Raw genomic sequence first — 23,233 nt, 5'->3', positions numbered from 1 at the left:
TGTGAGTCACTCGCAGACACTACCATCACATACGCCGGTTTTGATTGTCGGAGCCGGACCGACGGGCCTCTCCCTGGCCATCGAACTCGTCCGGCGGAACGTCGAGTGTCTGCTCATCGACCGCAATCCCGCACCGCTCCCTTTCGATCGGGCCACAGTGATTCACAGCCGCTCACTGGAATGTTTCGAGACGATGGGCACCATCGACGAGTTCCTCGCACGCGGTCACATCATGCGGGGCTTCAACATCTTCGCCTTCGGTAAAAAAGTCGCACAGACCAGTTTTGAAAGTCTGGAGTGCCGCCATCCCTATGACCTGAATCTCGCTGAGAATGAAACCGAAGAGATTCTCACCGCACGTCTGGAAAGCCTGGGAGGCCGGGTCTCCCGAGGCTGGTCACTGGAAGGACTGAACCAGACCGACACTGAAGTGACTGCCACTCTCAAATCGGCGGAGGGAGTCGAAACCACGGTCACCGCCGACTGGCTGGTCGGCACCGATGGTATTCACAGTCGTGTCCGGGAATCGATTGGAGTGGCTGTCTCCGGTCATCAGTACCCGGCTCGCTGGGGAGTCGTCGATGGATATCTTCCCAATTGGCAACACGAACCGGACCGGGCTGCGATTCAGATCGACGCACCTGCCCTGAATCCGGTCCCCATGCCAGGCAATCGCTGGCGAATTTACTTCCGGGTTTTCGATGAAACCCAGACAGACAATCTGCTCGAACAGATCAATGCGGGGCTGGCTTCAATCTCACCGGGAACCTGTTTGCAGGATCCGGACCAGCCGATGCTCTATCACACCTTTCGCCAGTTGAGTGCCCATTACCGTTCCAGCCGGGTGCTCCTCGCAGGTGATGCCGCACACGCCTGCAGTCCCATTGAAGGGCATGGCATGAATACGGGCATTCAGGATTCCTTCAACCTGGGCTGGAAACTGGCGCACGTCATCAAGGGAGAAGCAGGCGACGGACTGCTGAACAGCTACGAACTCGAACGCCGTCCCATTGCCAACGCGGTTGGTGCCTCGGGGGACATTGCCGAAGAATTACGCACGATCCCCGACGAACCAGCGGCCGTCGAACGGGTGAAGCGTGCCTTGTGTGCCATGCTGCTCCCCGCCCAGGGACAACTGCAGGCAGCCGAGGCCGAAACCGAAATCAGCTTTCACTATCGCGACAGTCCCCTGGTCCGCAGCTATCACGCCCAGGGGGAATCGGCCCAGCAGAACTGGCTCGGCCCCCGACCCGGCGACTGTCTGCCCGAAGCCGGCCCATTGTTCCATCCCCAGACAGCCGCAACACGCACGCTGTTCGATTTGTTGAGATCAATCGGTTATCTGCTCCTCTGGCTGGCCACGGATGAAATAGAAGCCCCCAATGCCGCTGATCCTGCATCCGTTCTGCAGCCCGGTGATACCTGCGTTGTCATCTCCACAACATCACCGATAAAACTCAAACAGACAGATTCTACCCGGGTCAAATGGTTAATTGATGAAACGGGCCGCGTCCATGCAAAACTGGGGATCATCGATCCCACCCTGTTCCTGATCCGCCCCGATGGCCATATTGCACTCCGCTGCGAGCCTCCCCAACTGGAACAGGTCACTGCCTACTATCAGCTTCTGCAGACATGAAATCGCCATGATTAACGCGAATTGATTTGTTCCGGTTCAGGGGTGACAATTCCAGTGCCGTCAGCTATTTTGAATCCCTGATTCATTGGATAGACTTTCTGCTGAGGAACTACTGCGATGTCATTTATGCGATCCTCCCTGGGATTACTGCTACTGTTATTTGTCGGTTCATTTGCCCTGGCGCAGGAACCTGAACCAGTAACGACTCTGGTTCCCAGCGACTGGGATCCCGCCCAGGCTGGAAATCAGGTTCTGCAACGTCTGGTGACCGTGACTGGCAAAGAAGTCAAAGGAGCCCACGATGCAGAAATGGTGCTGACGGGCAATCGTGCTTACATCGTGGCTGAAGTCAACGACACCCGTGCCGGGGAAAGTGCAGGCTGGCCGGAAATCTACTGTACCTTGTCGATCGTCAACCTCAAGACGCTCACCTTGGAGAAAGTCATCCCCTTCGCCCGCAGCGAACAGGTATTTCAGAATGCCACATTGCCCGTTGGTGCCTGCTTTGTGCCCCGCATTCTACAGTTGAATGCGCACACGCTGCGTTGCTACTTCGCCAGCGAGCAACCAGGCAAACGACAGGCACAAACCTGGTATCGCGATTTTAACCTGCAAACGCAGTGTTTCACTGATACCATCCACAAAGCAAAACTGAAGACCGCCGCGGGAACCTTCGAGATGCAGCCCCAATATTTTCACGCGGATGCGGCGGCACAGGGATTCGATAAGAAAGCGAAAGATTTCGGACTCTATCTGTTTGATTCGTTTAAAGAGTTCGACGGCCAGACTTATGTTGCGATCAATAATTTCCCAGGCAAGCAGAACGCCCTCGCAAAAGTCAATTCAAGCTGTGACACGTTTGAAATCATCGGTCACTATAACGAACCACAGTCAGTGGCACTCAGTGAGTCCGCTGTGAATCGCCTGCCGGACGGCACTTGGATGGCAATCTGTCGCAACGATGGCGGCAAGCGGAATTACTATTTCACTACCAGCGCGGACGGGCGAAAGTGGAGTGTCGGTAAACAGCTGCCCTTTGTCCCTGATGGAACGAATTCCAAACCGACCTTCGATCGGTTTGGCGATACTTATTATCTCGGCTGGCAGGAAGCCACAAAAATCGACGGTGTCACGCGGAGTGTCTTCAATATCGATATTTCACGAGACGGAAAGAACTGGGAACGCAAATACCGTTTTAAGACGCCTCACTCCTTTCAGTATCCTGCTTTTTGTGAGTACGACGGAGCGATCTGGCTGGCAGTCACCCAGGGAGATCATTCGCCGAGTCGCAAAGAACGCATCATGTTTGGCAAGCTGGAGGACGTTGGCGCATTTACTCCCCAGGTGGACCTGAAGCAGTAATCCTGCAGCAGTATGAGACGCGACACTGACCGCACGCAGGGCGCTCATCTTTGATTTCTCGCGATAATTTCAAAATCTCGACAGAAAATTGAATATTGCAGCGGAAGAATTCTGTCTAAGAATAGCAGAGATTGCAGAATTATCTTAGATGATCAAATTCACATATATTCTAAGTCATTACTCTCAAACTGTTCCTGTGCATTGCTGACGGCAGTTTCAGAAAAAGAGACGAAGAGTGTTTGACTATCACTGAAATCGTCATATTATACGCATGTATAATTTAGTTGCCCGTCATAGAACCAGAGAGTTTTCTCTCTCACATTTTTCTGATCCGGGGCCGTTCGCGTCCCGTTGTTTCAGAATCAGTCTGTCACAGATGAATTCCCATGAATTCCTTTGAGGCAAAACGCCGCTTTTGAATAGCTGTAATCTTCCGGGATGGTGCAGAAGGAAATTCACGCGCCTCCCTGACACAATTCTCTTTCGCTATCGGAGGACAGCGATGTACGGCACTCATTCTTCTCGCCGAATCTGGCGATCAGTCGTTCTGGGTTGTGGTATCAGCCTGGTTGCAATCACATCGGCACAATCGGCTGAGCCTAAGCTTCAAGTTCAGAAATCCAGGCCTGATGTAGCTCCGCTGCAGCAGTCCGAACTCACATCGCCTCTGATTGTGGATCTCAAAAAGAAGACCGAAGCGGTCAAGGTTCCCGAGGGAACTCACGAACAGATCGCTACCATTGAGGTCGGCAGTAAAATCCTGCCCGGCATGCGTATCAATTCGTTCTGCCTGAACCAGGACGGACAACTGCTGGCCGCTTGTGGCAACGGTCCTGGCGAAATCCGCGTTTTTGATGCGGATGGCAAACAGTTGGAAGTCTGGAAACTCCCCGTTGCACCGGAAGCCATCAACGTCGATCAGGACGGTACCGTTTATGTCGCAGGCAGCGGCAAACTGCTCAAACTAGACAGACATGGCAAAATCCTCATGACCAAAGAGGCCCCGCATGCCAAGGCCGTCAAGGCCAGCAATGCGAAACTCCGTGAGCAGGTCACTCAGCAGATGAAGAGCCGCTCCAATTCGTTATCCAGCATGATCCCTCGCCTGGAAAACATGATTCAACAAATCAAAGACAAAAACAAAACGCTGACTGATTCGGACAAAAAACGGATTCTGTCCTACGAGCGAATTCTCAAACAATATAAACAGTTGGCCCAGGCAGAGGAAAAGAAGAAAGAACCGACGCAGGCCGAAATTGATGCCCAGGTAGAGGCAATGTCAAAACGAAAAATGAGCGTCTCCTCGCTCTCTGCCAACGAAAAAGAGATCTTTCTCGCCTGCTCTGCCACCAAAGGGTATGGATACGATGTCTGGCGGATGGATAAAGACTTAAACAATCCGAGTCTGATCGTCACCGGGCTCCGTGGCTGTTGTGGTCAGATGGATGTGCAATGTTGCGACGACGGCATCTTCGTCGCGGAAAACTCCCGGCACCGTGTGAATCACTATGACCGCACAGGTAAGCTGCTCAAACACTGGGGAAAACGCGACCGGAACGGCGTGGAAGGCTTCGGCAGTTGCTGTAACCCCATGAATGTTGCGGTCGGCCGGGAAGGGGAAGTCTATACCGCGGAATCAAATCTGGGATACATCAAACGCTACTCCACCGACGGGAAATATCTGGGCTTTGTCGGCAAGGTGAAACTGGTTCCCGGGTGCAAAAATGTGTCGATCATGGTCTCTCCCGATGGAGACCGTGTTTACATGATGGACCTCACCCGTAATCACATCATTGTCATGGCCCGTAAACCGACGGCTACCACGGAGACATCTCAGAAAAAAAGCTGAGCCGAACCGGCCACACACTGAGCATCTTTCTCGTGGTACGGATTCTCGTTTGTCACTTGTCTGAATGAGGAGCGAATAGTGACTTTTAAACAGATTTCATATTTCCTGTTCTGTCTGATGGGCTGCCTTGCGATCGGTACCCCCACAACCTGGGCGGCAGAGAAATCGGTAAAGAAAACGGCAGACACTGCAGACAGCCCCCAACCCCTGACGCTGATTGTCATGGACCCACTGGCCTCACCGCTTTCGTGCCCTTGTGTGAAAGGCTATGCCCAGCGCAAGTATGAAAAGCTGGGGGAGTACCTGGAAGCGCAGCTGGGACGTAAAGTCGAGGTCAAATTTTCGGAAGCACTGGCCAAAGTCCTGCCCAAAAATGGGAATGGCCAGGCCTGCCTGATTATCGGCAAACAGTCTGTCGTTCGCGCTGACGCCAAAGCGTTGAAACTGAAAGTACATCCGGTGGCTCGCCTCTCCGACCTGAAAGGAGAAACGACTCAGACCGGCCTGATCGTCGTCCCCGCCGGAGATCCCGCTCAGTCTGCCCCGGATCTGCAGGGCTACCGCATCTTCTTTGGTCCCTCTGAATCGGCGGAAAAGCATCAGGCAGCCATGTCTCTGCTCAAACAGGCTCATGTTTCAATCCCCCCCAAGCTGGAAATCAGCCAGGCCTGCAGCGACGGGGCGTGTAAAATCCTGGAGTTTGACAAAAACGTGCGTGCCGCCGCCGTCATCTCCAGCTATGCCAAACCCCTCCTGCAGGGTTGCGGCACCATTAAAAAGGGAGATCTGCGCGTCGTCGCGGAAACAAAACCGGTTCCTTTCATCACCGCCTTCACAGGCGGAAACGTGAGTGCTACGGAGCAGAAGCAGATCACTGCTGCCTTGCTGAATACCGTTACAGAACCGGAACTCTGCCAGGCCCTGGAATCACTGTTGGGCTTTGTCCCTTTCGAACAGGAAGCACAAGAATCGCAGCCCCAAAAGGCAACTACGAAAAAAAAGATCGCAGATCCACAGTCAAAGCAGACCTCATCAGTCTGGCCCGGCTGGCGAGGCCCGCTCCGCAATGGTACTGTTGCGCAACTGCCTGAATCCCTCCCTGCGTCCGTCATCCGCCTCTGGGATTTCAAACTGGCCTATGCGGGACTGGGAGGCATCGCAGCTACCAGCGATAGGGTCATTTTCGGAGACCGTGGACTCGATAACCAGACCGATGTCTTTCGGTGCCTTTCAGCCAGTGATGGCAAAGTACAGTGGGTGCTGGATTATCTGGCCCCGGGAGAACTGGATTACGGTCCCTCGCCCCGGGCTACCCCTTTGATTGATGGCGAGCGGGTCATTCTGCTCGGGGCATTCGGCGATCTGCACTGTGTGGAAATTGCCACGGGAAACGTGCTCTGGAAGAAAAATATCTACCGCGATTTCGGTTTGAATACCAGGCCGACCTGGGGAGCCTGTTCCTCACCCTTGATTATCGATCATCGCTTAATCATCAATCCCGGAGCCAAAACAGCCTCACTGGTCGCCCTCGATCCAGAGACCGGTAAAACCTTATGGCAGACTCCTGGTGCAGACGCCGCCTACGGTTCCTTCATCGCCGGCAAGTTTGGCGGCCGCCTGCAGATTGTAGGCCATGATGCCGTCTCGCTGGGGGGCTGGGATGTCAAAACCGGCCAGCGGTTATGGACCGTCGTGCCCGAGTATACCGGAGACTTTAATGTTCCCACGCCGCTGGCCGTCGATGGCCAGTTACTGGTGACCACAGAGAATAACGGCACCCGTCTCTATGATTTTGACTCGCAGGGGATCATCATCCCCCGGCCGGTAGCTCGCAATGAAGAGTTGAGCCCTGATATGAGTTCGCCCATCCAGATTGGCGATCAGGTCTATTGCGTCTGGAACGACATGTACTGTCTCAACCGGAAAAAAAGCTTGAAAACGCTCTGGAACGCCCCTGATCAGGCGTTTGGCGATTATGCCGCCGTAATCACCGATTCCAGGCGGATTCTCGTAGTCGGCAAAGGGGGACGCCTGGTCATGGTGGATGTCAATCCGCAGCAGTTCAAAGTGAACTCGCGGCTGGATCTCTTTCCCGACCCGGGCAGAGAAAACATCTATTCTCACTGCGCCCTCGTTGGAAACCGCCTCTACCTCCGCGGCGAAAGCGAGCTGATCTGCGTCGACTTATCAGCACATTAACTGGAACTGGTTACTTCACAGAAACAGGGATGTTCCCGATTTTGTGAGGCTGGCCCGGAAGTATTTCGGTCTTCAACGCGAAGTGTGCTGCTCATTTGCTGTCGGACTTATCTGGCTGTGGCATGCGCTTCTTCAGTACCTGACTTCGTTCCGCAAGATTCTCATATTGTTCGATTTCCCATTTCAGGTGTGAATCCTTGAGGGACTGAATCTGGGGCTGAACTTCTTCAATTAATGCAGCCGCTTCCTTGTGGCGTTTCAATGCGATCAGGCTCTCGGCAGCATCGAGCAATAGATTGGGAGAACGTTCTACCTGCAGAAAATCGTTAGTTAACTCAAGTGCTTCTCGGTGACGTCCTGCTCTCCGTAATTCCAATGCGAGGAAAAAGGTTGCATCCTTCCAGTCGTCAGTACCGCGTATTGTCGCCTTTTGAAACCGTCGACAGACTTCGATGGATTTTTCAACCGGAGCGCGTTTCAGCATTAATTGAACTTGCCAGTTGAGAATTTTCTGGCGTTTTTCACGATCACTGCCGGCTGTCTGCAGGCGTCGATCGAAGCGTGCCAGCGCTTCGTCGAATCGGTTCAGGCGAACGAGATTAAACGCTTCCCGATCCAATAATGATTCCCGTATGTCTTCGGGAACATTCTCGATCGCCAAAAGACGCTGACAATGCGCCAGTGCCTGCTCGAATTGATCGTCCCACTCCAGGTACACCTCGCGCGTCAGTTCCAATTCCCAGCGTACCTCGGGATTCTTTGTCGTTTTAAGTGCCTGCGTAATCAAGCGAATTCCGCCTGCGTAGTCTTCACTGGATTGAAAGGTCTTCAGTTTTTCCAACACGGCATGGTCAGTAATCCATGCGTCACGCTGCCTGCGCAGGGTGATATATTTGTTGGCGATCTTTCCCTGGTTCTCGGTCAGGTCAAGGATTTCCTGTACGACATCTCCGTAAAAATGCAGCAACGGTTCTTCACCGCGTTCATCGATAGTGCCCAGCTGTGACGCGATTGACTCCAGCGCATCATTCAGCAGGCAGGCCCGTGTTGTTCCCGATTCCTGCGCCGCGGCTGTCAACAGTGTGTCACGCTTTGACTTCGCAATTTGTGCCGCAGAGATCAGTTTGAGATATCCTTGAGGCTCAGTTCCTTTCTCGTAGCCAGTGATAAATGCATATGGTTTACCATCGCTGTCGGCTAATACTGCTGTTGGAACTGAGGGCGTCAGATAGTGGTCCTGCAGTTTTCTGAGTCTGGCGTTACGTTCCTTTTGCTCGACTGTGTCCTCAGAATTGAAGACCAGTTCCACGAACACAAAGTCCTGCGAAAGAGCCTCTGCGAATTCCTGTTTCTGCAGGATCTTTTGATCGAGCATAATACAATGGTGGCACCAGTCATTCCCCGTGAAGAGAATAAACAGATCTTTGCCCGCAGACTTCGCCTTCTGTATTCCTTCTTCCAGATTGTGAATCCGCACAAGTTCTCCAGCGACACACATCTCGCAGCTAAGGGAGACGAGGACAAGCACGATCGCAGTCAATTTCCAGGGACGCATGACAGTCGCTTTCGAAAAAGGATAGAGCAGGGAATTGAATCGAGAATTCATGCCTTGGGCCAATTGGCTCAAGACAAGGAACGCTGGCCGAATGTCTGTTGTCTAAATATTTGTACAAACGAGGCTGTTTTTTTTAAACTCAATTTCGACTGTCTGGGATCAGTTCCAGGACCTCTGTTTATTTCTCAGGAACCCGGTTGATCGTCCAGAAAATCTCTTCCTGGAACGGCTCTCCTGTTTGTGATTTGAGGCTCAACCGCAAATGCACCTGGTTGACCGGTTTCAGATCAGGCACCACCAGTTTCACACTCTTCCCGTCTGCGGAGAGCAGGGCACTCTTGATGTTTAGCTTGTCTTTTCCGGGGTGATCGGTCGCAGGAGAAAACATGTCTGATCCGTATTCTGGTCGCCAGTGGTAATTCCACTGCTCGGCCAAGTAGGAATTGAGAACCGAAGTACTCTTCGGATCCAGGGGGAAGTTGAAGTCTATCCGCAGACCGTCTGCTTCCACCTGGCAGTCCGTCACCATCGATAAAGGTTTGCCTGTGTAACGCAGCCTCTGAATCCCCTGGTCACGGAGACCTCTGCGTCCCCCGCCGTTCCAGCCGTCCAGACCAACCGCATAAACCTGACCGTCCGTTGGGTTGACGCGGGCCCGGTGGATACCCGTGCTGAAGTGAAAGGGGAGCTTAATGATCGCCGCCTGGCTCACATCCACGAAATCCTGCAGCATCAGATAATACATCCAGCCTTTACCAAAGCTGGTGTGTAACAGACGCCCTGACAGCGGGCCCCAGCGGGGATCGTCTACCCACAGCTGGCCTCCTGAGGAATTGTCGTAGTCCTGAGGCATCCAGATCAACGGTTGATCAAAGGTTTTCGGGGGAATCACCTTGCGATGATCGATTCGACCCCCATCGGGCGCCCAGTTCTTCCCACCTGCGTGAGTCTGGACGTAGCCATAAAAACCACCCGGCTTGACGAGGCTGATCTTCGAAGCGGGGATCCAGTTCCCCTGATTGTCACTGACGGTCATCCGGTCATCGGGCAGCATGCCCATCCCATTGGGAGTCCGAAAGCCCGTACAGACAACGTCCCGCTGCTTGCCATCAGGAGAGACTTTGATCACCGAGCCCGGCAAGGCATAGCTCGTGTATTGACCACACTTCGTGTAATAGAAATTGCCTTGTGAATCGGTCTGCAGATCGAAGTTGAAAGAGTGGAAGAATCGTGAAACATCGGTGTCTGCGGAAAAACTCTCATAAAAATCGGCTTCGCCATCCTGGTTCAGATCGTGCAGTCGTGTCAGACGATCTTTGCAGGTCACATAAATCAGACCATCGACCACCTTGATGCCGAAGGGTTCGTAGAGTCCTCCCGCGAAGCGTTTCCATTTCAGTTCCAGGAGGCCTTGGTCGAGACCGGAGACGATCCAGATATCACCCCCATGCGTGGAAACCACCATCCGTCCGTCCGGAAAGAAATCGAGGGCCGAAGTCCGAAACCACGTATTCCAGGGTGTCTCACGCGGAATGGTAATCGTATCCAGGGCATAAGCCCCCGTCTCCAGCCCCGGATAACCGACAGTGGTCAGGACGTTGGGCCAGTTGGCTTTGCCTCCCTGAATCAGGGACCGGGGATCGGTCACTTCTGTCTGCTCCGCTTCCCGGATCAGGGTTTGTGCCGAAGCGTCCTCTGCTTTCCCTGTACCGGTGACACAGGTGATTTCAATCAGCCGTGATTCCTGATCCGCGGGAATCGAAAGTACGAAGCGTTGTTTGTCGTCGACACGCCAGATCATCCCTTTGGTGTCTCCCCGGACTGCGCATATCGTAAATCTCCCAGCCTGGTTTTCCCCCAACTGATTACAGAAGACCATCGCTCCCTTTGCGTCCCGTTCGTTTTCTGGCGAAAGCTGATTTCCAGGAACTAAGACTCCGGTAAAAGCATCAGGAATCTGTGGTGCCGCCGTGGCCAGCACCAGTGCTTTCCCGGGACCGATTTGCAGACTATGCCGGACCGCGGTTTTACCCGGGATGGCCTGGGGAAGTTCCAGAATTTCCCGGTCATCGATGGCGTACGAGAGCACCAGCTGATTTTCATGCACATAGTGACCATGATATCGCATCCACTCAGCGGGCAGCGGTCCTCGGGGGCGTAATTGCTCACGAGAATAATCGAGCGTTCCCTCATGTCCCCACTGCCAGCCAGCCAGGCCGGCGAGTTGCTTGCCCTCTGGTTCAGGAACTCCTTCACCACGACCGCGGATATGTTGAGTTTCACTCAAATCGAGAAATCCACCCTGCCAGAGTCCCGCCTGGTTCAAAGTATGCAAATCATAGGAGATCGTCGTGTCTGCATTCAGTTTGACGGTCAACGCGCTGGTGGTGATTCGAGAGAGCTGCGAAGCGAGCGCCGGCCCGAAGTCACGTTCGATCTCCAGATCGAATTCCCCGGATTCCGTACCCGGGGGGAGCTGCTTGAGATAGTCAGGCGTCACACCTTGATAGGCGGGATTACCCGGTTTCATGAACTTTTCACGGATGTAATGCACGACCTGGTAACGTTCTTGGGGGCTCAGATGTCGCATCGGGCCCATCAGCCCGTTTCCTTTTGAGAGCGTGAGAAACATCCGATAGGGATCTGCACCGAATTTGAGCGGCTGTGTCCCGAAGGCCCGGGCGGTGGGAAGTGAAGGCGTATTGCCGTCCACACCGTGACAGTTCTTGCACAGTCCCTGATAGATACGTTCCCCCTCGGCAAAGTCACGCTGGTTCATCCTCTTGAGGATACCTGCATGATCGAGGTTTTGGGTATCGTCTTTAACGATGAGTGCTTCCGCTGACGGCTTGAGTTCCGCTGCCCGTTGTGCACCGCCGCGGGCGATCTCAAAGACATAGCTGACCAGATCATAAAACTCGGCCTGATCGTGCAGCGTCGCCACGAGTCCCTCGGGCATCATCGACTTACTGCCGCTGGTTCGTTCGTCGATGTCGTCTTTGGGGACGATAATTTCCTGACCCAGGTTGGCTGCGTCGCGGAGCACCAGAGCGTCGGGACGCTCCTCTGCAACCAGGCCGGAAATCAGCTTCCCTGCGCTGGTGACGATGTTGACCGTTTCGAACCCCTGCTTGATCTTGCGGGACGGGAAGAGAATCGATTCAACCAGGTATTCATCGCTGACGTTTTGGCCTGCCTTAGTGAGGTCGGGACCGAGGGGAGTTGCCTTGGCACCACTGTCGTGGCATTTGATGCAGGCGGCGACCGATTTGTAGAAGACCAGTGCACCTCGTTCCGGATTCCCGCGTAGTCGGGCTTCCTGTGCCAGCCTGTTTAAGGGGGCTTGCCGGAGCTGTTGTTCCAGGTAACTCGACGGTTCCTGAGAGAAGCTCAGTGAAGGAAACGCACAACAGAGCAGGCAAACCAGGAATGGCAGACGCACAACAGCTTTCATCGAGTCGCTTTCTTCTGGCTGGTGTAGAGTTCCGGTGGGGCAGCAGAATCACAGGACTCTATCTTAAAAGCGACAGTCAGAACAATCCAGAATAGATCGGATTTACGCCAGGGAAATCCGCTGTTCGCCTGCATGGGATGTGTTCACAGTGGAACACCGGCAGAAGGGAGTCGAAGAAAAAATAGTGCCAGGAACCCCTCTGGGACAGGCTAAGCAGGCTGCAGACTCGATCTCGGAACTCGAAGCTGCAGTCGCCCCCAAGGAGCACACCATATGTCTCAAATTGATTCCCGGCACATTTGCTGTTTACACAGCTGAGATTAACTTACAAGGCTGGATCTTTCTTACGTTGCGCTCCTGGGTTTAAGCGATTCTGAACTTTAGCCAGAACGGCAGTCTGCTCCTCAGAGTCGAGAGCCCCATCCTGATTTGAATCCAGAGCACGGAACATCCGCTGCAGTGAAGGAGGAACTTCGTTGCGACTGATGATCTGGTCCCGGTTGCGATCGAGTTGTCGAAAGATCGTCTCATTCAGACCGAGTCCCGTTGCATTGGGGCGGCCGCTGAGAATTTTGGCCCGGTCAATCACAGCCAGTTGTTCCTGTCGGTTTAAAACTCCGTCACCGTTTGCATCAGCACCATTTAAACGGCTCTGTAATGGCGCGGGTACTTCATTGGCTGAAATCATGCCATCCCTGTTCCGATCCATTGACATCAACATCTGGGTGACCACCTCGACCGCATCCGTTGTAGACTGGTCCGTGGTAAGGTTGCCTCCTCTCATCATCATCTGCATCTGACTTCCACCGCCGGAAGCTCCACCACCGCCTCCCTGGCACTGGCCGCCTCCCTGACCCATCTGCATCCCGCCACCACCGCCTCGCGGACCGCCACCACCACGACCACCTCCGCCCCGCTGGGCAAAGGCATCGCTGGCAAACAGCAGCAACGCAAACAAAGTGAGAAATGTACTGAGGTTTCGCATAAGCAGGTTCCCCCTTATCGGACTCAATGTGTCGAAATAAAAAACAGCTGGCCCGATACTGTTGAAACGCGTTTTAATCAGTGCCCTTCAGGGGTGCTCCATGGGGGCTGCCTGACAGAATCAGTTGGAGGATGGAATCGATCAGAAAGAATTCTGAACTCTAAATATTAAATATATATAAGGTTATGAAATGTATATTATCCGGGCCTGAGCGAAAGGTCCCTTCATTAACCATCAACGGGGAACCCCTCCACATGACTACCGGCTTTATGAAAAAAAACTGGGATTGCAAGCATTTCCTCTGCAAGAGATAAATAGAGTTAGATGTGTAGTTTGGCGTATAATGGAATCACACGCCGGAAATGTGTTTCAAAGCGCTGGTCGCATAAAGGATCAGGGAGATGATGCTTTTACAGAATCAGGACTGGCGACGGAATTACGATCAGACAGTGATCCGACTGATCCGCGAAGCCTTTCCACCGAAACAATATCTGACCCACGTCGATGGCACCGACCTGCTTCGTACGTCCGGAGCTGAAGGTGACGCTATCCTCCGGGACTATGCACACAAAACCTGGGATCAGGTAGATCATGCTTTAATCTCACGCTATCACGAAGCGCCTCTATCAATGTCTTATGCAGGGTTCCTGAAATTCCTGCCCGCGTATCTGGTTGATCTGTTTCATCCGGAATCAGAAATGCAGCACATTGTCTGGAACTGCCTGCTGGAGTACCGACTGGAGCCCCATCTGGGATCTGAGCAGTTTGACCTCAACGACGATCAATTGATCTGCTGCTTACTTGCGTTTGTTCGATCCAGTAATTTTCCGCTGGATACGATGATGCCCCGGCGGACTGCCGAAGAATACTTTCACAATCCCAGTCCCGAATCGGCCTTCAACATGCTGACGCACACGCTGCCCCACGAACGCGTGCTGGCCCTGCAGTCCCGCATCGAAGAGATCAACGACAGCTTCGTCATCGAACGCTGGGATCAGGGGTAAAGCGGAGCAGCTGGGATCACCCAGCGCTCTACTCAGACAGTGAGAATTCGTTTTCCATTTCTCTGCTATCTTTGCCTGCCCGGTGCAATTATCATGGAGCCGGCAGTGCTCGCTCGAAATGAAAAAACGGAATTCCACGGAACCAGATCGATGAAAGTATGGATGTTAGTCTCAATCAGCCTGCTATGCTCAGGCTGCTGGCAGTCATCGCGTGAATCAGCAATCGAGGCCATAGAAGCAGCAGGCGGCCGTGTTGCCTTTAAAAGGAATCCTGATGAAACAGGGAAAAGCGAGGGAGAGAAATCAGTCTCGACAATCAGGCTGAATGAGATTCCCGTCGATGATTCTATTCTGGTACACGTGAGCCAATTTCCCGAGGTCAAAGTTCTGCATATTATTGGCACAGACATTACAGATCAGGGACTGAATCAACTTAGTGATCTGCAGGAACTGCAGTGGCTCTTCATTACCAATAATCAGATATCTGACGCTGGCTTCAATTGCTTTCAGGACTTGAGTCAACTCCGAGATTTAGTTCTTGGCGGAACTAAGATCACGGACGAAAGCTTAAAAAAAATTCAGGGATGTTCAGACTTGATATCCTTGAACGTAGTCCGGACTTCTGTTTCCGATGCGGGGTTACAGTATATCAGCTCATTGCATAAGTTGCAGACGCTCTACCTTAATGAAACGAAAATCTCAGATGCAGGAATGCATCATCTGCAAGGATTGAAATCTCTGCAGACGTTGAGTCTCAGTCAGAACTCAATTACAGATGCCGGTATGGAGCCAGTCAGTCATCTGGTCAATCTGCAAATGCTTGATCTTACGCATACGGGAGTCGCTGATGAGGGACTGAAACAGATCGCAGGGCTCAGACAGCTGAAGACTCTGTCACTCGATAACACGGGCGTCACAGATGACGGGATGAAGTACCTCAAAGACCTTTCGCAGTTAACCGTTCTCAATCTGTCTGATACAAAACTGACTGACGCCGGCCTGAAGCAACTGGTTGATTTACCCGCTCTGGAATCCATCTACCTGTTGCAGGCTAAATTGACGGACAAGGCGCTGGAGTATTTAATTGAAATGCCTGCGTTGAAAAGCTTTAATTTGACTGGGAATCAAATCACCGACAGTGGTTTACAGGTTTTCGGTCAATCTGATAAACAGTGGTCGAGGATCAGTTTTGCTGAGACTCAAATCACGGATGCGGGTTTAATTTCACTGGGAAAAGCGCGAATTGATCTTGAGCTCACATTAGATAAGACGGCGGTGACGGATGCCGGTCTGCAGCATCTCGCTGGGATCTCTGAACTCTGGGGGATTTCTCTCAGAGATTGTAAAATCACCGACCAGGGAGTTCAGACTCTCCTGAAATTCCCAGGCCTGAAGACATTTTATTTAGATGGCACCGGAGTGACTGATGCGAGTCTGGAGTTATTCAAGAAGAAACCAGAAGTTCTGATTCTCTCGCTGAATAACACCAGTGTTACCGATGAGGGAATTCGGCATTTAGAAGGTTTAACCGATATGCACATGCTGTATCTGAATCATACAGCGATCACAGATAAAAGCCTGACCTACCTGAGAAAGATGGATAGACTGTTCGAACTGCATCTGGAGGGGACTGCCGTAACGGAAGAAGCTGCTGAGGAATTCGAGCATTTCATGAACCAGACCGGTCAGTTCTGCACCGTGTATCGTTAAGCGAAAAGTCGAACTTCAATTTCCCGCTGACTGCGCAGGCTTGACTTGTACGGTCACCTTAAGGTCTTTCTGTACGGGGCTCAGGCAACGCTGCTCATCACAGGCCTGGTAGTGTATCTGGCAGGTCACAGAACGGGGCCCGGCGGGGACCTCCTTACCAACCTCAATGGTCCGTTGAAACACCGCCTCTCCCGAATATACCGGGTGACTGTCGAATGACATCGATCTGCCTGTAGGAGGAACCTGCCAGTCTCCCTGCGCCTGAAATCCATCCGGAAGCTTCAACTCAAGTTGTGTGGCGAGTTTTTCCGGCTGGGCATCGATCGTGCGGATCTCCCACAAGGGGGCAATTTTAAATTTCACCGTCAGGGGAAACTGCATCCCCGGCTGGACAGGTTGCTCTGGCACCGACAGTATAACTGAAACCTGTTCCCCCTCGCTGCGCTCGGTGTGTTTTGCCTGCTCGGAGTCTGGATGCTCCGATGTATGACCGGGGGCTCTCTGGTGATCAGGGGCAGCAGCGTTTGTTTCTGGAGCCTGTTGCTCCGCTACCTGTTTTTCTGAGGACGGCTCAGCACAGCCAGCAAACAGCCCGACGGAGCAGACCAGGCAGCGGAAACTTAGGTTGTGACTCATGGTGACAGTATTCCGAATTCGTTCGCGCATCATTTCCTCAAGAACAGCCAGACATAACCGTGCGGCTGAGCCAGATCATGGCTGCGGTTTCTTTTTCCGTGCGTACTGGCCAGGAATGGACGCATCTGACTCACATATTCGGCTTCGAATGCTTCCATCTTTTTCGCTTCCGGCCCCTCTCTCAGGGCTTTGTAAGCCTTGGACCACTCTTCATCCGCTTTGTCGCTGTAGACCCCCTCGCCCGGGTAGCGTTTTCTGATATCGTCCTGCAGTGCTTTCAATTTCGAGACGAATGGCTCATTGGCTGCCTTGAACTGCGCCTGCAACTCTTCGACCTGCTGTTTATTCTGGGCGGTCAGGTCCTTGCGAAAATCAAACGTCGTACGGAAGTCACCCAGCAGCAGGTCCAGTTTCCCGTCCTGGTTATAATCGACGACGTCAATCTGGGAACGAATTGCAGGGACAAGGTCTTCCTCTTCCCAGGCGATCATCTGATCGTAACCATTTTGCTGACTGTTATCGACGAGCGCTTTCCCCTCTGCAAATACGGGCTTTGTTTTAGTCCCTACGTTCTGGAACCAGGTCACCCCACCTTTATCGCAGCCCGCCAGCAAGTCCCACAGGCCATCCTGGTCCCAGTCTGCTACAACAGGGCAACAATGCTTTTCCACCTCCAGTGGTTTGCCACCCGCTTTGACCGTCTGATTCTCCGCAGCAAAGACATACTCTTTCGCAGTACCCTCATTTATCCGTAACTTCAGATGTCCGTCGAAACAGCCGATCAATAAATCAAAATCACCGTCAGCGTCCCAGTCGACGGGCATGTAAAAACTGCCAAACGACTGATAATTCTGTTTCGGCTTGACGAAATTTCTTACCGGCACACCGGTTTTATCTTTCAACTCAATCGGGTCGGCAAACTTGTGATCCGGCAGTCCGCGAAAATAATAGCAATAACCAGGATCGTACGAACTGCTGATGAAGTCCCGGATGCCGTCGCCGTTCAGATCGACAAAACGCGGTTGCGCACCGACGCAGCAGTAGATATTCACTTTAGCAGTTTTGCCCCCCGCTTTTATCTTGCCGCTGTCCTGAAAGACCGGTTTTGTATCACTTCCCACATTTTTATAGAATTGAAAATGCCCCCCGAAGTCCCCCAGGATCAGATCATCCAGTCCGTCCCCGTCCAGGTCTTCAATACAGGGACTGCTGTGCCCCCAGTTTTTCCCCGTGTCGATGAATTTACCATCCGCCTTAAGACGCACCGGTTTTTCGAATATGTCCTCCGCTTTGCAGAAGTGACCTGCAGAAACAGTCAATATCAGGACAACCAGTGGCAGTGTGCAGCGAACGATCATCTCAGCTCCTTCGGTGAAACACCGGTATTCTAAGAGGAAAAATGCGAATCAGCCGTCATAGATAAACCGTCATCATTTGGGGATTTGTCTACTTTAGTTCACAAAATAAAAAATTGTTCTGGTACTTCTCCCTTTGTCATGGCTTACTGAAAAGGCAGGTAGTTGATCAGATCCACCAGTGCCCAACCTGTTTTTTGATTGTTGAGCAGCCAGAATCCTGTCGCTCCCGAATTATCTCCGTTCGTCAGGTTGGTTGGGTGATGTTTCGGGTTTTGTTCCCAGTATTCACTGGCCACTACGGAACAGTTTCTGGCGACATTGATTTTGTTATCAAAGACTTCAATTTCTCCCAGCCCGCCACCATTGCCACGATATTGTGTGACATCAACACGAATCTGATCGAAACGAACTCCAGGTGGATTCAAAGTCTGAAAGGCCGGTGAATCTTTTTCCCATGGGATGCGTATTGCTTTGCGCCAGACAGGTTTTCCCTGTAAAAGCAGTGTGACGACGCAGGCTTCGGTTCCCCTGTCTGAATAATGTGCGTTATGCTGATTCCAGATCACGATTTGATCGGCTTCCAGAGGAATTAACGCCAGCTTTTTATCCCGGTCGACACGTTCTGCAGCGGGGATGTGAGGACGAGCCTGGAGGTACCAGTATCGTCCCCTCAGCAGGTACGCTTTCCTGACCTGACCTTTTTCCTCTTCGGCCACTTGCCACCAGGCATCAGCTAATCGAACCTGACTCTCGGGAGTGGCAGGTAGTTGCAGATCGAATGCAGCGGTCTTTCGCAGTGCGGGAGAATCGGATTTTAACAATAGCTTCAGGCCGGCTTTCCAGTCACATTTTTCCAGACAATAAAAATTACCGATTACTCGAGCAGCTGCTGGATCTTGTGACTTCAGCAGGCTTTCATACTCGTTTTTTACTTTGATGAACTCTCGTTTCAGTCGATTCACTTCTTTCATGGAAGTGACGATCTCGGCTTGCAGCCGGCGGTTTCGCGTTTTCAGGGCATCCTTGCGTAAGTCAGCCAGTAGCTCAAGAGCCTGATCGAAATTGTTCTGTTGCAGTGCCTGGGTTACGCCGCGTAATTCCAGAGGGACTTCCCGGTCGAAAGGGTCGGGTCTCTGCTCGGATTGTGCATTCACGGTAATCGAACCGCTGAACACAAACAGCATCAGCAAAAGGGAGCGTACAGAAAGAGAGAGAACAGGTGTCGTCATCAGTAAAATAATCCAGCGGGGTGAGAGAAAAATGAGTCAAATCGATGATGCGTGCGCAGGCACGAGCTGCAGTCCAAATGAACGGAGTTCAGTCTTTTGTTCTGTTCACCTTAGTTAGGCAAGCGCACATAAGTCAACCTGCTTCTAATCTTTTCTCGATATCCGGAGAGAAATGGAAACGGGGACGCCCTGGTTTGTGAGTTTCGCCTGTCTCCGTACACTGTTATTATGAAACAGATTTTGAATCTCTTGTGGATGAGTCCGATCAACATTTCATTACTGCTTTTCAAACTGGATTACCATGAACATGCCACGCGCCACGCAGTTCTTCACAATTGTAATCGCTCTCCTGGTCACCACAGTCGCTTCCGCGGAACGACTGGTTCTGGTGAGCGCTTCCTATCAGAAAGATCTTCTCGCGATCTGTGATGCAAAAGGTAAAGTCCTCTGGTCGTACAAAACCGAGGGACCTGCCAAGGGGCACGCCGGTCATCACGATGTGCAGCTGCTGCCCAACGGCAACATCCTGTTTCACGACAGCTGGACCGGGCTCAAAGAGATCAATCTCAATAAAGAGATTGTCTGGGAATACGATTCGGCCAGCAGTAACGGCAACGCCGGGAAGCGAGTTGATGTGCACGCCTTCAAACGCCTGCCCAACGGCAATACGGTAATTGTTGAAAGTGGAGTCGGACGGATTATCGAAGTCGATCGTGATGGCAAGCTCGTGCACCAGTTCCCCTTGAAGAAAGGGGGCACTCAATCCACCAGGCTGATGCGAGTCACCCCCGCGGGAACCTACCTGGTCTGTTCAGAACAACCGGGCGTCGTGCTTGAATATGACCGCGACGGAAACATCGTCTGGGAATATCCAATCGGCACCCGCGTCTACGGCGCTCTGCGTCTTAAGAACGGCAATACGCTCATCGCCTCGGGCAGCGGTCGCAGCGTCCGCGAAGTCACCCCCGACAAACGGACCATCTGGGAAGTCAAAGAACGTGTGCCGGGCACGGATGTGTCCCTCCAATGGACCACCTGTCTGCAGGAACTCGACAACGGCAATCTGGTCATCGGCAACTGCCACGCCGGCCCCGAGAATCCACAGATCCTGGAACTCGACGAGAACCGCAAAATCGTCTGGCAATTCGACGAATTCGACCTCGTAGGCAACGGCCTGGCCTGCTGGGAAATTCTGAATGACGAACAGTCGAAACTGGTGCGGCAGAAACTCAAACGCTGATCACAGTAGCTCCTGCAGTCAGATAATTATTGAATTGCGAGTACTTTGTCGATCTGCTCACGAATCATATATTCCATGACCCTCAGACTTTGCCGGGTGGCTTCGTCTTTAGGGAGTTTTTCCAGTTCATCCAGGGAAATTGAAAGTTTCCGGGCGGCATGTTGAAAATGTTCCTCCATCATTATCGAGTCAATAATTTCAGGGCTGAAGACGATGCGCCCTTTACGACTCAACATAAAACAGGTTGGGGCAACCTGCGCGCCATGGTACTTCATGTTGGTGGCACCGCCCTCTCCCTGCCGCTGGTCAATCGCAGCCAGTGTTTCAAATCCGAGATACTGGTGGAACTCACGAATTTTTGCTTTAGATGAGTCCGGCGGATAGATTTCCAGGAAGACGATCTCTTTATTCGCGTACTTCTGATGCAGCCTGAGCAGCATTTTTTGGGCTTCCACGAAGTATTGCTCCATTTCGGGAGGCAACTTTGCAAAATCAAATTTCAAAAAAGTATCGTCGAGAAAGAGCAGGACAACCACTTTGCCGCGAAAATCTTTGAGATTACGCTGGTTCCCGTCCATCCATTCTGCCACCTGCAGTGGAGGAGCCTGCGTGAAAAGGTGCACCATTTCGGGGGGCTCCGGTGGCTCGGGCAGCGGCTGTTCGTTTCCGATGATGTATGTCCGGCCGTCGATCCTGTTCTCATACACGGTCCCCTCTGGAAACTGCAGTGCCAGTGCCTCAGGGGTGATTTGCTGATGCGGATGGATGTCGAGTACCTCCCAAGTGGTACTCCGCCCAGGGACAGTGGGGGGGGCTGGAAAGTCCTTCAGGTTCTTTGTGAATATCTTGATCTCGTTCGTCTGGGAGGATTGCTCCTGTTTTTTCGGAGTGCCGGTCGTGTATTCCTGAAACCGGATGCGTGTCGGATAATAACAGCCGTCAACCTGTTTAACCTGCAGCACCTCTGCATGCTGGCTCAAACCCCTGGCGAGCTGGTTTTCCTGGTCAACATACCCCCATTCGATCCGTAAGGGGAGAAAACCCTGTGCGGGATCGATCCAGGCGCGCATTCGCCAGCGTTTCTCCGGGCTCTGCGCATGTGGTTCGTTCAGGTACTCCACGAGAATCAACGGTCTGCCATCCCGTTTTTCCCGTCCCACAACCCGGTACCGGTGTGGCGGCTTTGTCAGGCAGGCATCCAGACTGTATTCAGGCAACTCTTCTGCCCACTGATACTCTTGGAGCCCCAGCGGCGCAGACGTCTTCAAGTTGGGGATCTGCTTCAGTTCATTGCCGATTTCACCTTGCGGTAATTGATGATTTCTCTTTTTGCCATACCACCGCCGCAGGGGAGGCTGGTTCTGATCGGACCACGAGATCAGCTCGATCTCGTTATAATGCTGATTCAAATTCTCCGCCGGCCAGACCGGTCTCTGCTCGAGAGTGGTATTCTTCTGTCGTAACTGATAAGGCCGTCGTTGATGAAAGGCCCGACCGTCAGTCCAGAAATAACGTTGATCTAGCACTGTTTCGCCCAACCGTTTCCGGACCGCTTCCGGGGTCAATTGACTCTCCAGAAACATCTCCTGTTGAGTGAATGAGTGCGCAACCGTCAACTGGAGTTGTTCCTCGCTCATGATCTTTCCATCGATCATGATTTCACTTCGGTCGGCTTTCTGAATATCCCTGAGTACTTGCAGGTTCAGTCGGTCCCGCGTGATGCAGTTCATGTTCTCCTGCGCAGTGATCCGGTACGTCATCTCCAACGGTAACAGACACTGGATGTTGTCCCGGTAACCATTCAGAATTTCTTCTACACTCGGCAACTGGTCTGGTTTCTCTGCTACCTTGGTCTCCGCCTGCGAAGTGCCGGGCAGGGGAGCCAGCGATAATAACAGCAGAGCGATTGTAGCCAGCAGGAATTTTCCCCGCCGCGAAATCTGATGCTGCAATGTGTCACACATAATCGACGTCAGACGCTGCTCCAGAATCCACGCTGATCCCATGCCGGTGGCGACGGGAATACGTTGCGTCTGGGAAACGAAGCCGGTCGCTTTGACGAGCACCTCTGCATACGCCCGCCGTTTGTCGGGCTCTGTCTGGATGACCCAGGCATCACAACACGCCTCTTCGGTCAGACGGATTTCTCTCCGTACCCACCACACGACGGGATACCACCAGTACAGCGCCGTGGTGACAAGTTCAATCAATCGCACCCAGTGATCACCGCGGCGGTAATGTGCCAGCTCATGCAGCAGCAGTGTGTCTCGTTCTGCTTCATTCAGTTCTGCAAGCAGTCGTTCCGGCAGGATAATCTGTGCTCTGCAGCAGAACGCCCAGAGCAGGGGAGAGATCGCTCCCGGAAGCAACACAACCTGTGGGGCCGACTTGAGACCGATGTGCGTGCCCAGTACCCCGGCCCGATGCTGCAGTGCTGCTGAAGCAGGCCGTGCGAGCTTCAGCAGTCGTTGGAAACGAAAGATACGCAACGCTGCAATGAAGCAGCAGATCACTGTCCCGAGAGCCCAGATCAGAAACAGCGATGTTGCCCAGGTCCATCCGCGGGCTGTGAAAGCGGCAGCCAGTCTCAGATACCAGGCTGGCGTGCTGACTGGGATCTCTATTGAAGTCTCAGCAGTTGAGGTATTGGATACAGTTTCAGTAGTCGTAGCAGGAGACGAGCCTTTGCTGGTCTCTTGCATTCGCTTTCGCAGAGAATTGAAAGCATTCAGTTTTGTGTTGGTGTTGGACTCGTTTTCAGCAAGCAGACCAGTGCCATCTGTCACCGGGGCTTTTTCGACCGGGGAGACGACCGAACCGGGGCCGTGTGAAAGTAAGGCGATCTGCGGCTGCCAGACCGCCGGGGTGATCAGTTTGATCAGCACAAGTAGCAACAGCATGTGCAGCAGTGCCGGGTTTTTGATCCATCGGCGGATCAACAGCACGATAACAAACAGTCCGCCGGCGATCGCTGCGTTACTGATCAGCAGTTTCCAGAGCAGATCCATGACCA

The 23,233-nt window shown here is 52.8% G+C and carries 14 protein-coding genes; 7 read left to right on the top strand and 7 right to left on the bottom strand.

Annotation, left to right across the window (positions count from 1 at the left end; translation table 11 throughout):
• The first annotated feature begins 1 nt into the window (after position 1).
• The 4 genes from HG66A1_RS18815 (at position 2) to HG66A1_RS18800 (ending at position 7,049) form a co-directional block, all read left to right on the top strand.
• Positions 2 to 1,639: an FAD-dependent monooxygenase gene (locus HG66A1_RS18815; protein WP_197996675.1), complete on the top strand. Its 1,638-nt coding sequence runs from the start codon at positions 2 to 4 to the stop codon at positions 1,637 to 1,639.
• Positions 1,640 to 1,756: 117 nt separating this feature from the next.
• Entirely contained in the window at positions 1,757 to 3,001 is a 1,245-nt protein-coding gene (locus tag HG66A1_RS18810; RefSeq protein ID WP_197996674.1) for a sialidase family protein, read from the top strand.
• A gap of 502 nt (positions 3,002 to 3,503) precedes the next feature.
• A complete protein-coding gene (locus tag HG66A1_RS18805) occupies positions 3,504 to 4,850 on the top strand; it encodes a hypothetical protein (protein WP_145187379.1) in 1,347 nt (448 codons plus the stop codon).
• Between the two features lie 78 nt (positions 4,851 to 4,928).
• Complete coding sequence (locus HG66A1_RS18800; protein WP_145187376.1) at positions 4,929 to 7,049, top strand: PQQ-binding-like beta-propeller repeat protein; 2,121 nt, start codon at positions 4,929 to 4,931, stop codon at positions 7,047 to 7,049.
• A gap of 91 nt (positions 7,050 to 7,140) precedes the next feature.
• Here the strand turns inward: HG66A1_RS18800 and HG66A1_RS18795 are convergent, their stop codons facing one another.
• From HG66A1_RS18795 to HG66A1_RS32665, 3 genes are all read right to left on the bottom strand, one after another.
• Complete coding sequence (locus HG66A1_RS18795) at positions 7,141 to 8,655, bottom strand: thioredoxin family protein (RefSeq protein ID WP_145187373.1); 1,515 nt, start codon at positions 8,653 to 8,655, stop codon at positions 7,141 to 7,143.
• A gap of 127 nt (positions 8,656 to 8,782) precedes the next feature.
• Entirely contained in the window at positions 8,783 to 12,058 is a 3,276-nt protein-coding gene (locus HG66A1_RS18790) for a DUF6797 domain-containing protein (protein WP_145187371.1), read from the bottom strand.
• 325 nt (positions 12,059 to 12,383) lie between these two features.
• On the bottom strand, positions 12,384 to 13,043 hold the full coding sequence (locus HG66A1_RS32665; protein ID WP_197996673.1) for an EF-hand domain-containing protein: 660 nt from the start codon (positions 13,041 to 13,043) through the stop codon (positions 12,384 to 12,386).
• 401 nt (positions 13,044 to 13,444) lie between these two features.
• Here HG66A1_RS32665 and HG66A1_RS18780 point away from each other — a divergent pair, with 401 nt between their 5' ends.
• A complete protein-coding gene (locus HG66A1_RS18780; RefSeq protein WP_145187369.1) occupies positions 13,445 to 14,047 on the top strand; it encodes a hypothetical protein in 603 nt (200 codons plus the stop codon).
• A 93-nt stretch (positions 14,048 to 14,140) separates the two neighbouring features.
• Positions 14,141 to 15,757 carry a leucine-rich repeat domain-containing protein gene (locus tag HG66A1_RS32660; protein WP_145187366.1) on the top strand — a complete coding sequence of 539 codons (1,617 nt, stop codon included), beginning with the start codon at positions 14,141 to 14,143 and terminating at the stop codon, positions 15,755 to 15,757.
• A gap of 15 nt (positions 15,758 to 15,772) precedes the next feature.
• Here HG66A1_RS32660 and HG66A1_RS18770 read toward each other — a convergent pair whose 3' ends face one another.
• From HG66A1_RS18770 to HG66A1_RS18760, 3 genes are all read right to left on the bottom strand, one after another.
• On the bottom strand, positions 15,773 to 16,393 hold the full coding sequence (locus HG66A1_RS18770) for a protein-disulfide reductase DsbD family protein (RefSeq protein ID WP_197996671.1): 621 nt from the start codon (positions 16,391 to 16,393) through the stop codon (positions 15,773 to 15,775).
• Between the two features lie 29 nt (positions 16,394 to 16,422).
• Positions 16,423 to 17,751 carry an FG-GAP repeat domain-containing protein gene (locus HG66A1_RS18765; protein WP_145187361.1) on the bottom strand — a complete coding sequence of 443 codons (1,329 nt, stop codon included), beginning with the start codon at positions 17,749 to 17,751 and terminating at the stop codon, positions 16,423 to 16,425.
• Between the two features lie 143 nt (positions 17,752 to 17,894).
• A complete protein-coding gene (locus tag HG66A1_RS18760) occupies positions 17,895 to 18,980 on the bottom strand; it encodes a hypothetical protein (protein ID WP_145187358.1) in 1,086 nt (361 codons plus the stop codon).
• A gap of 307 nt (positions 18,981 to 19,287) precedes the next feature.
• Between HG66A1_RS18760 and HG66A1_RS18755 the strand changes: the two genes are divergently transcribed.
• Complete coding sequence (locus tag HG66A1_RS18755) at positions 19,288 to 20,220, top strand: PQQ-binding-like beta-propeller repeat protein (protein WP_145187354.1); 933 nt, start codon at positions 19,288 to 19,290, stop codon at positions 20,218 to 20,220.
• A 26-nt stretch (positions 20,221 to 20,246) separates the two neighbouring features.
• On the opposite strand, the gene HG66A1_RS18750 is transcribed toward HG66A1_RS18755, so the two are convergent.
• Complete coding sequence (locus tag HG66A1_RS18750; protein WP_145187351.1) at positions 20,247 to 23,228, bottom strand: M56 family metallopeptidase; 2,982 nt, start codon at positions 23,226 to 23,228, stop codon at positions 20,247 to 20,249.
• Positions 23,229 to 23,233: the final 5 nt, after the last annotated feature.

The sequence above is a fragment of the Gimesia chilikensis genome (genome assembly GCF_007744075.1).
Classification (GTDB): domain Bacteria; phylum Planctomycetota; class Planctomycetia; order Planctomycetales; family Planctomycetaceae; genus Gimesia; species Gimesia chilikensis_A.
This window is presented reverse-complemented; position numbering and strand designations above follow the sequence as displayed.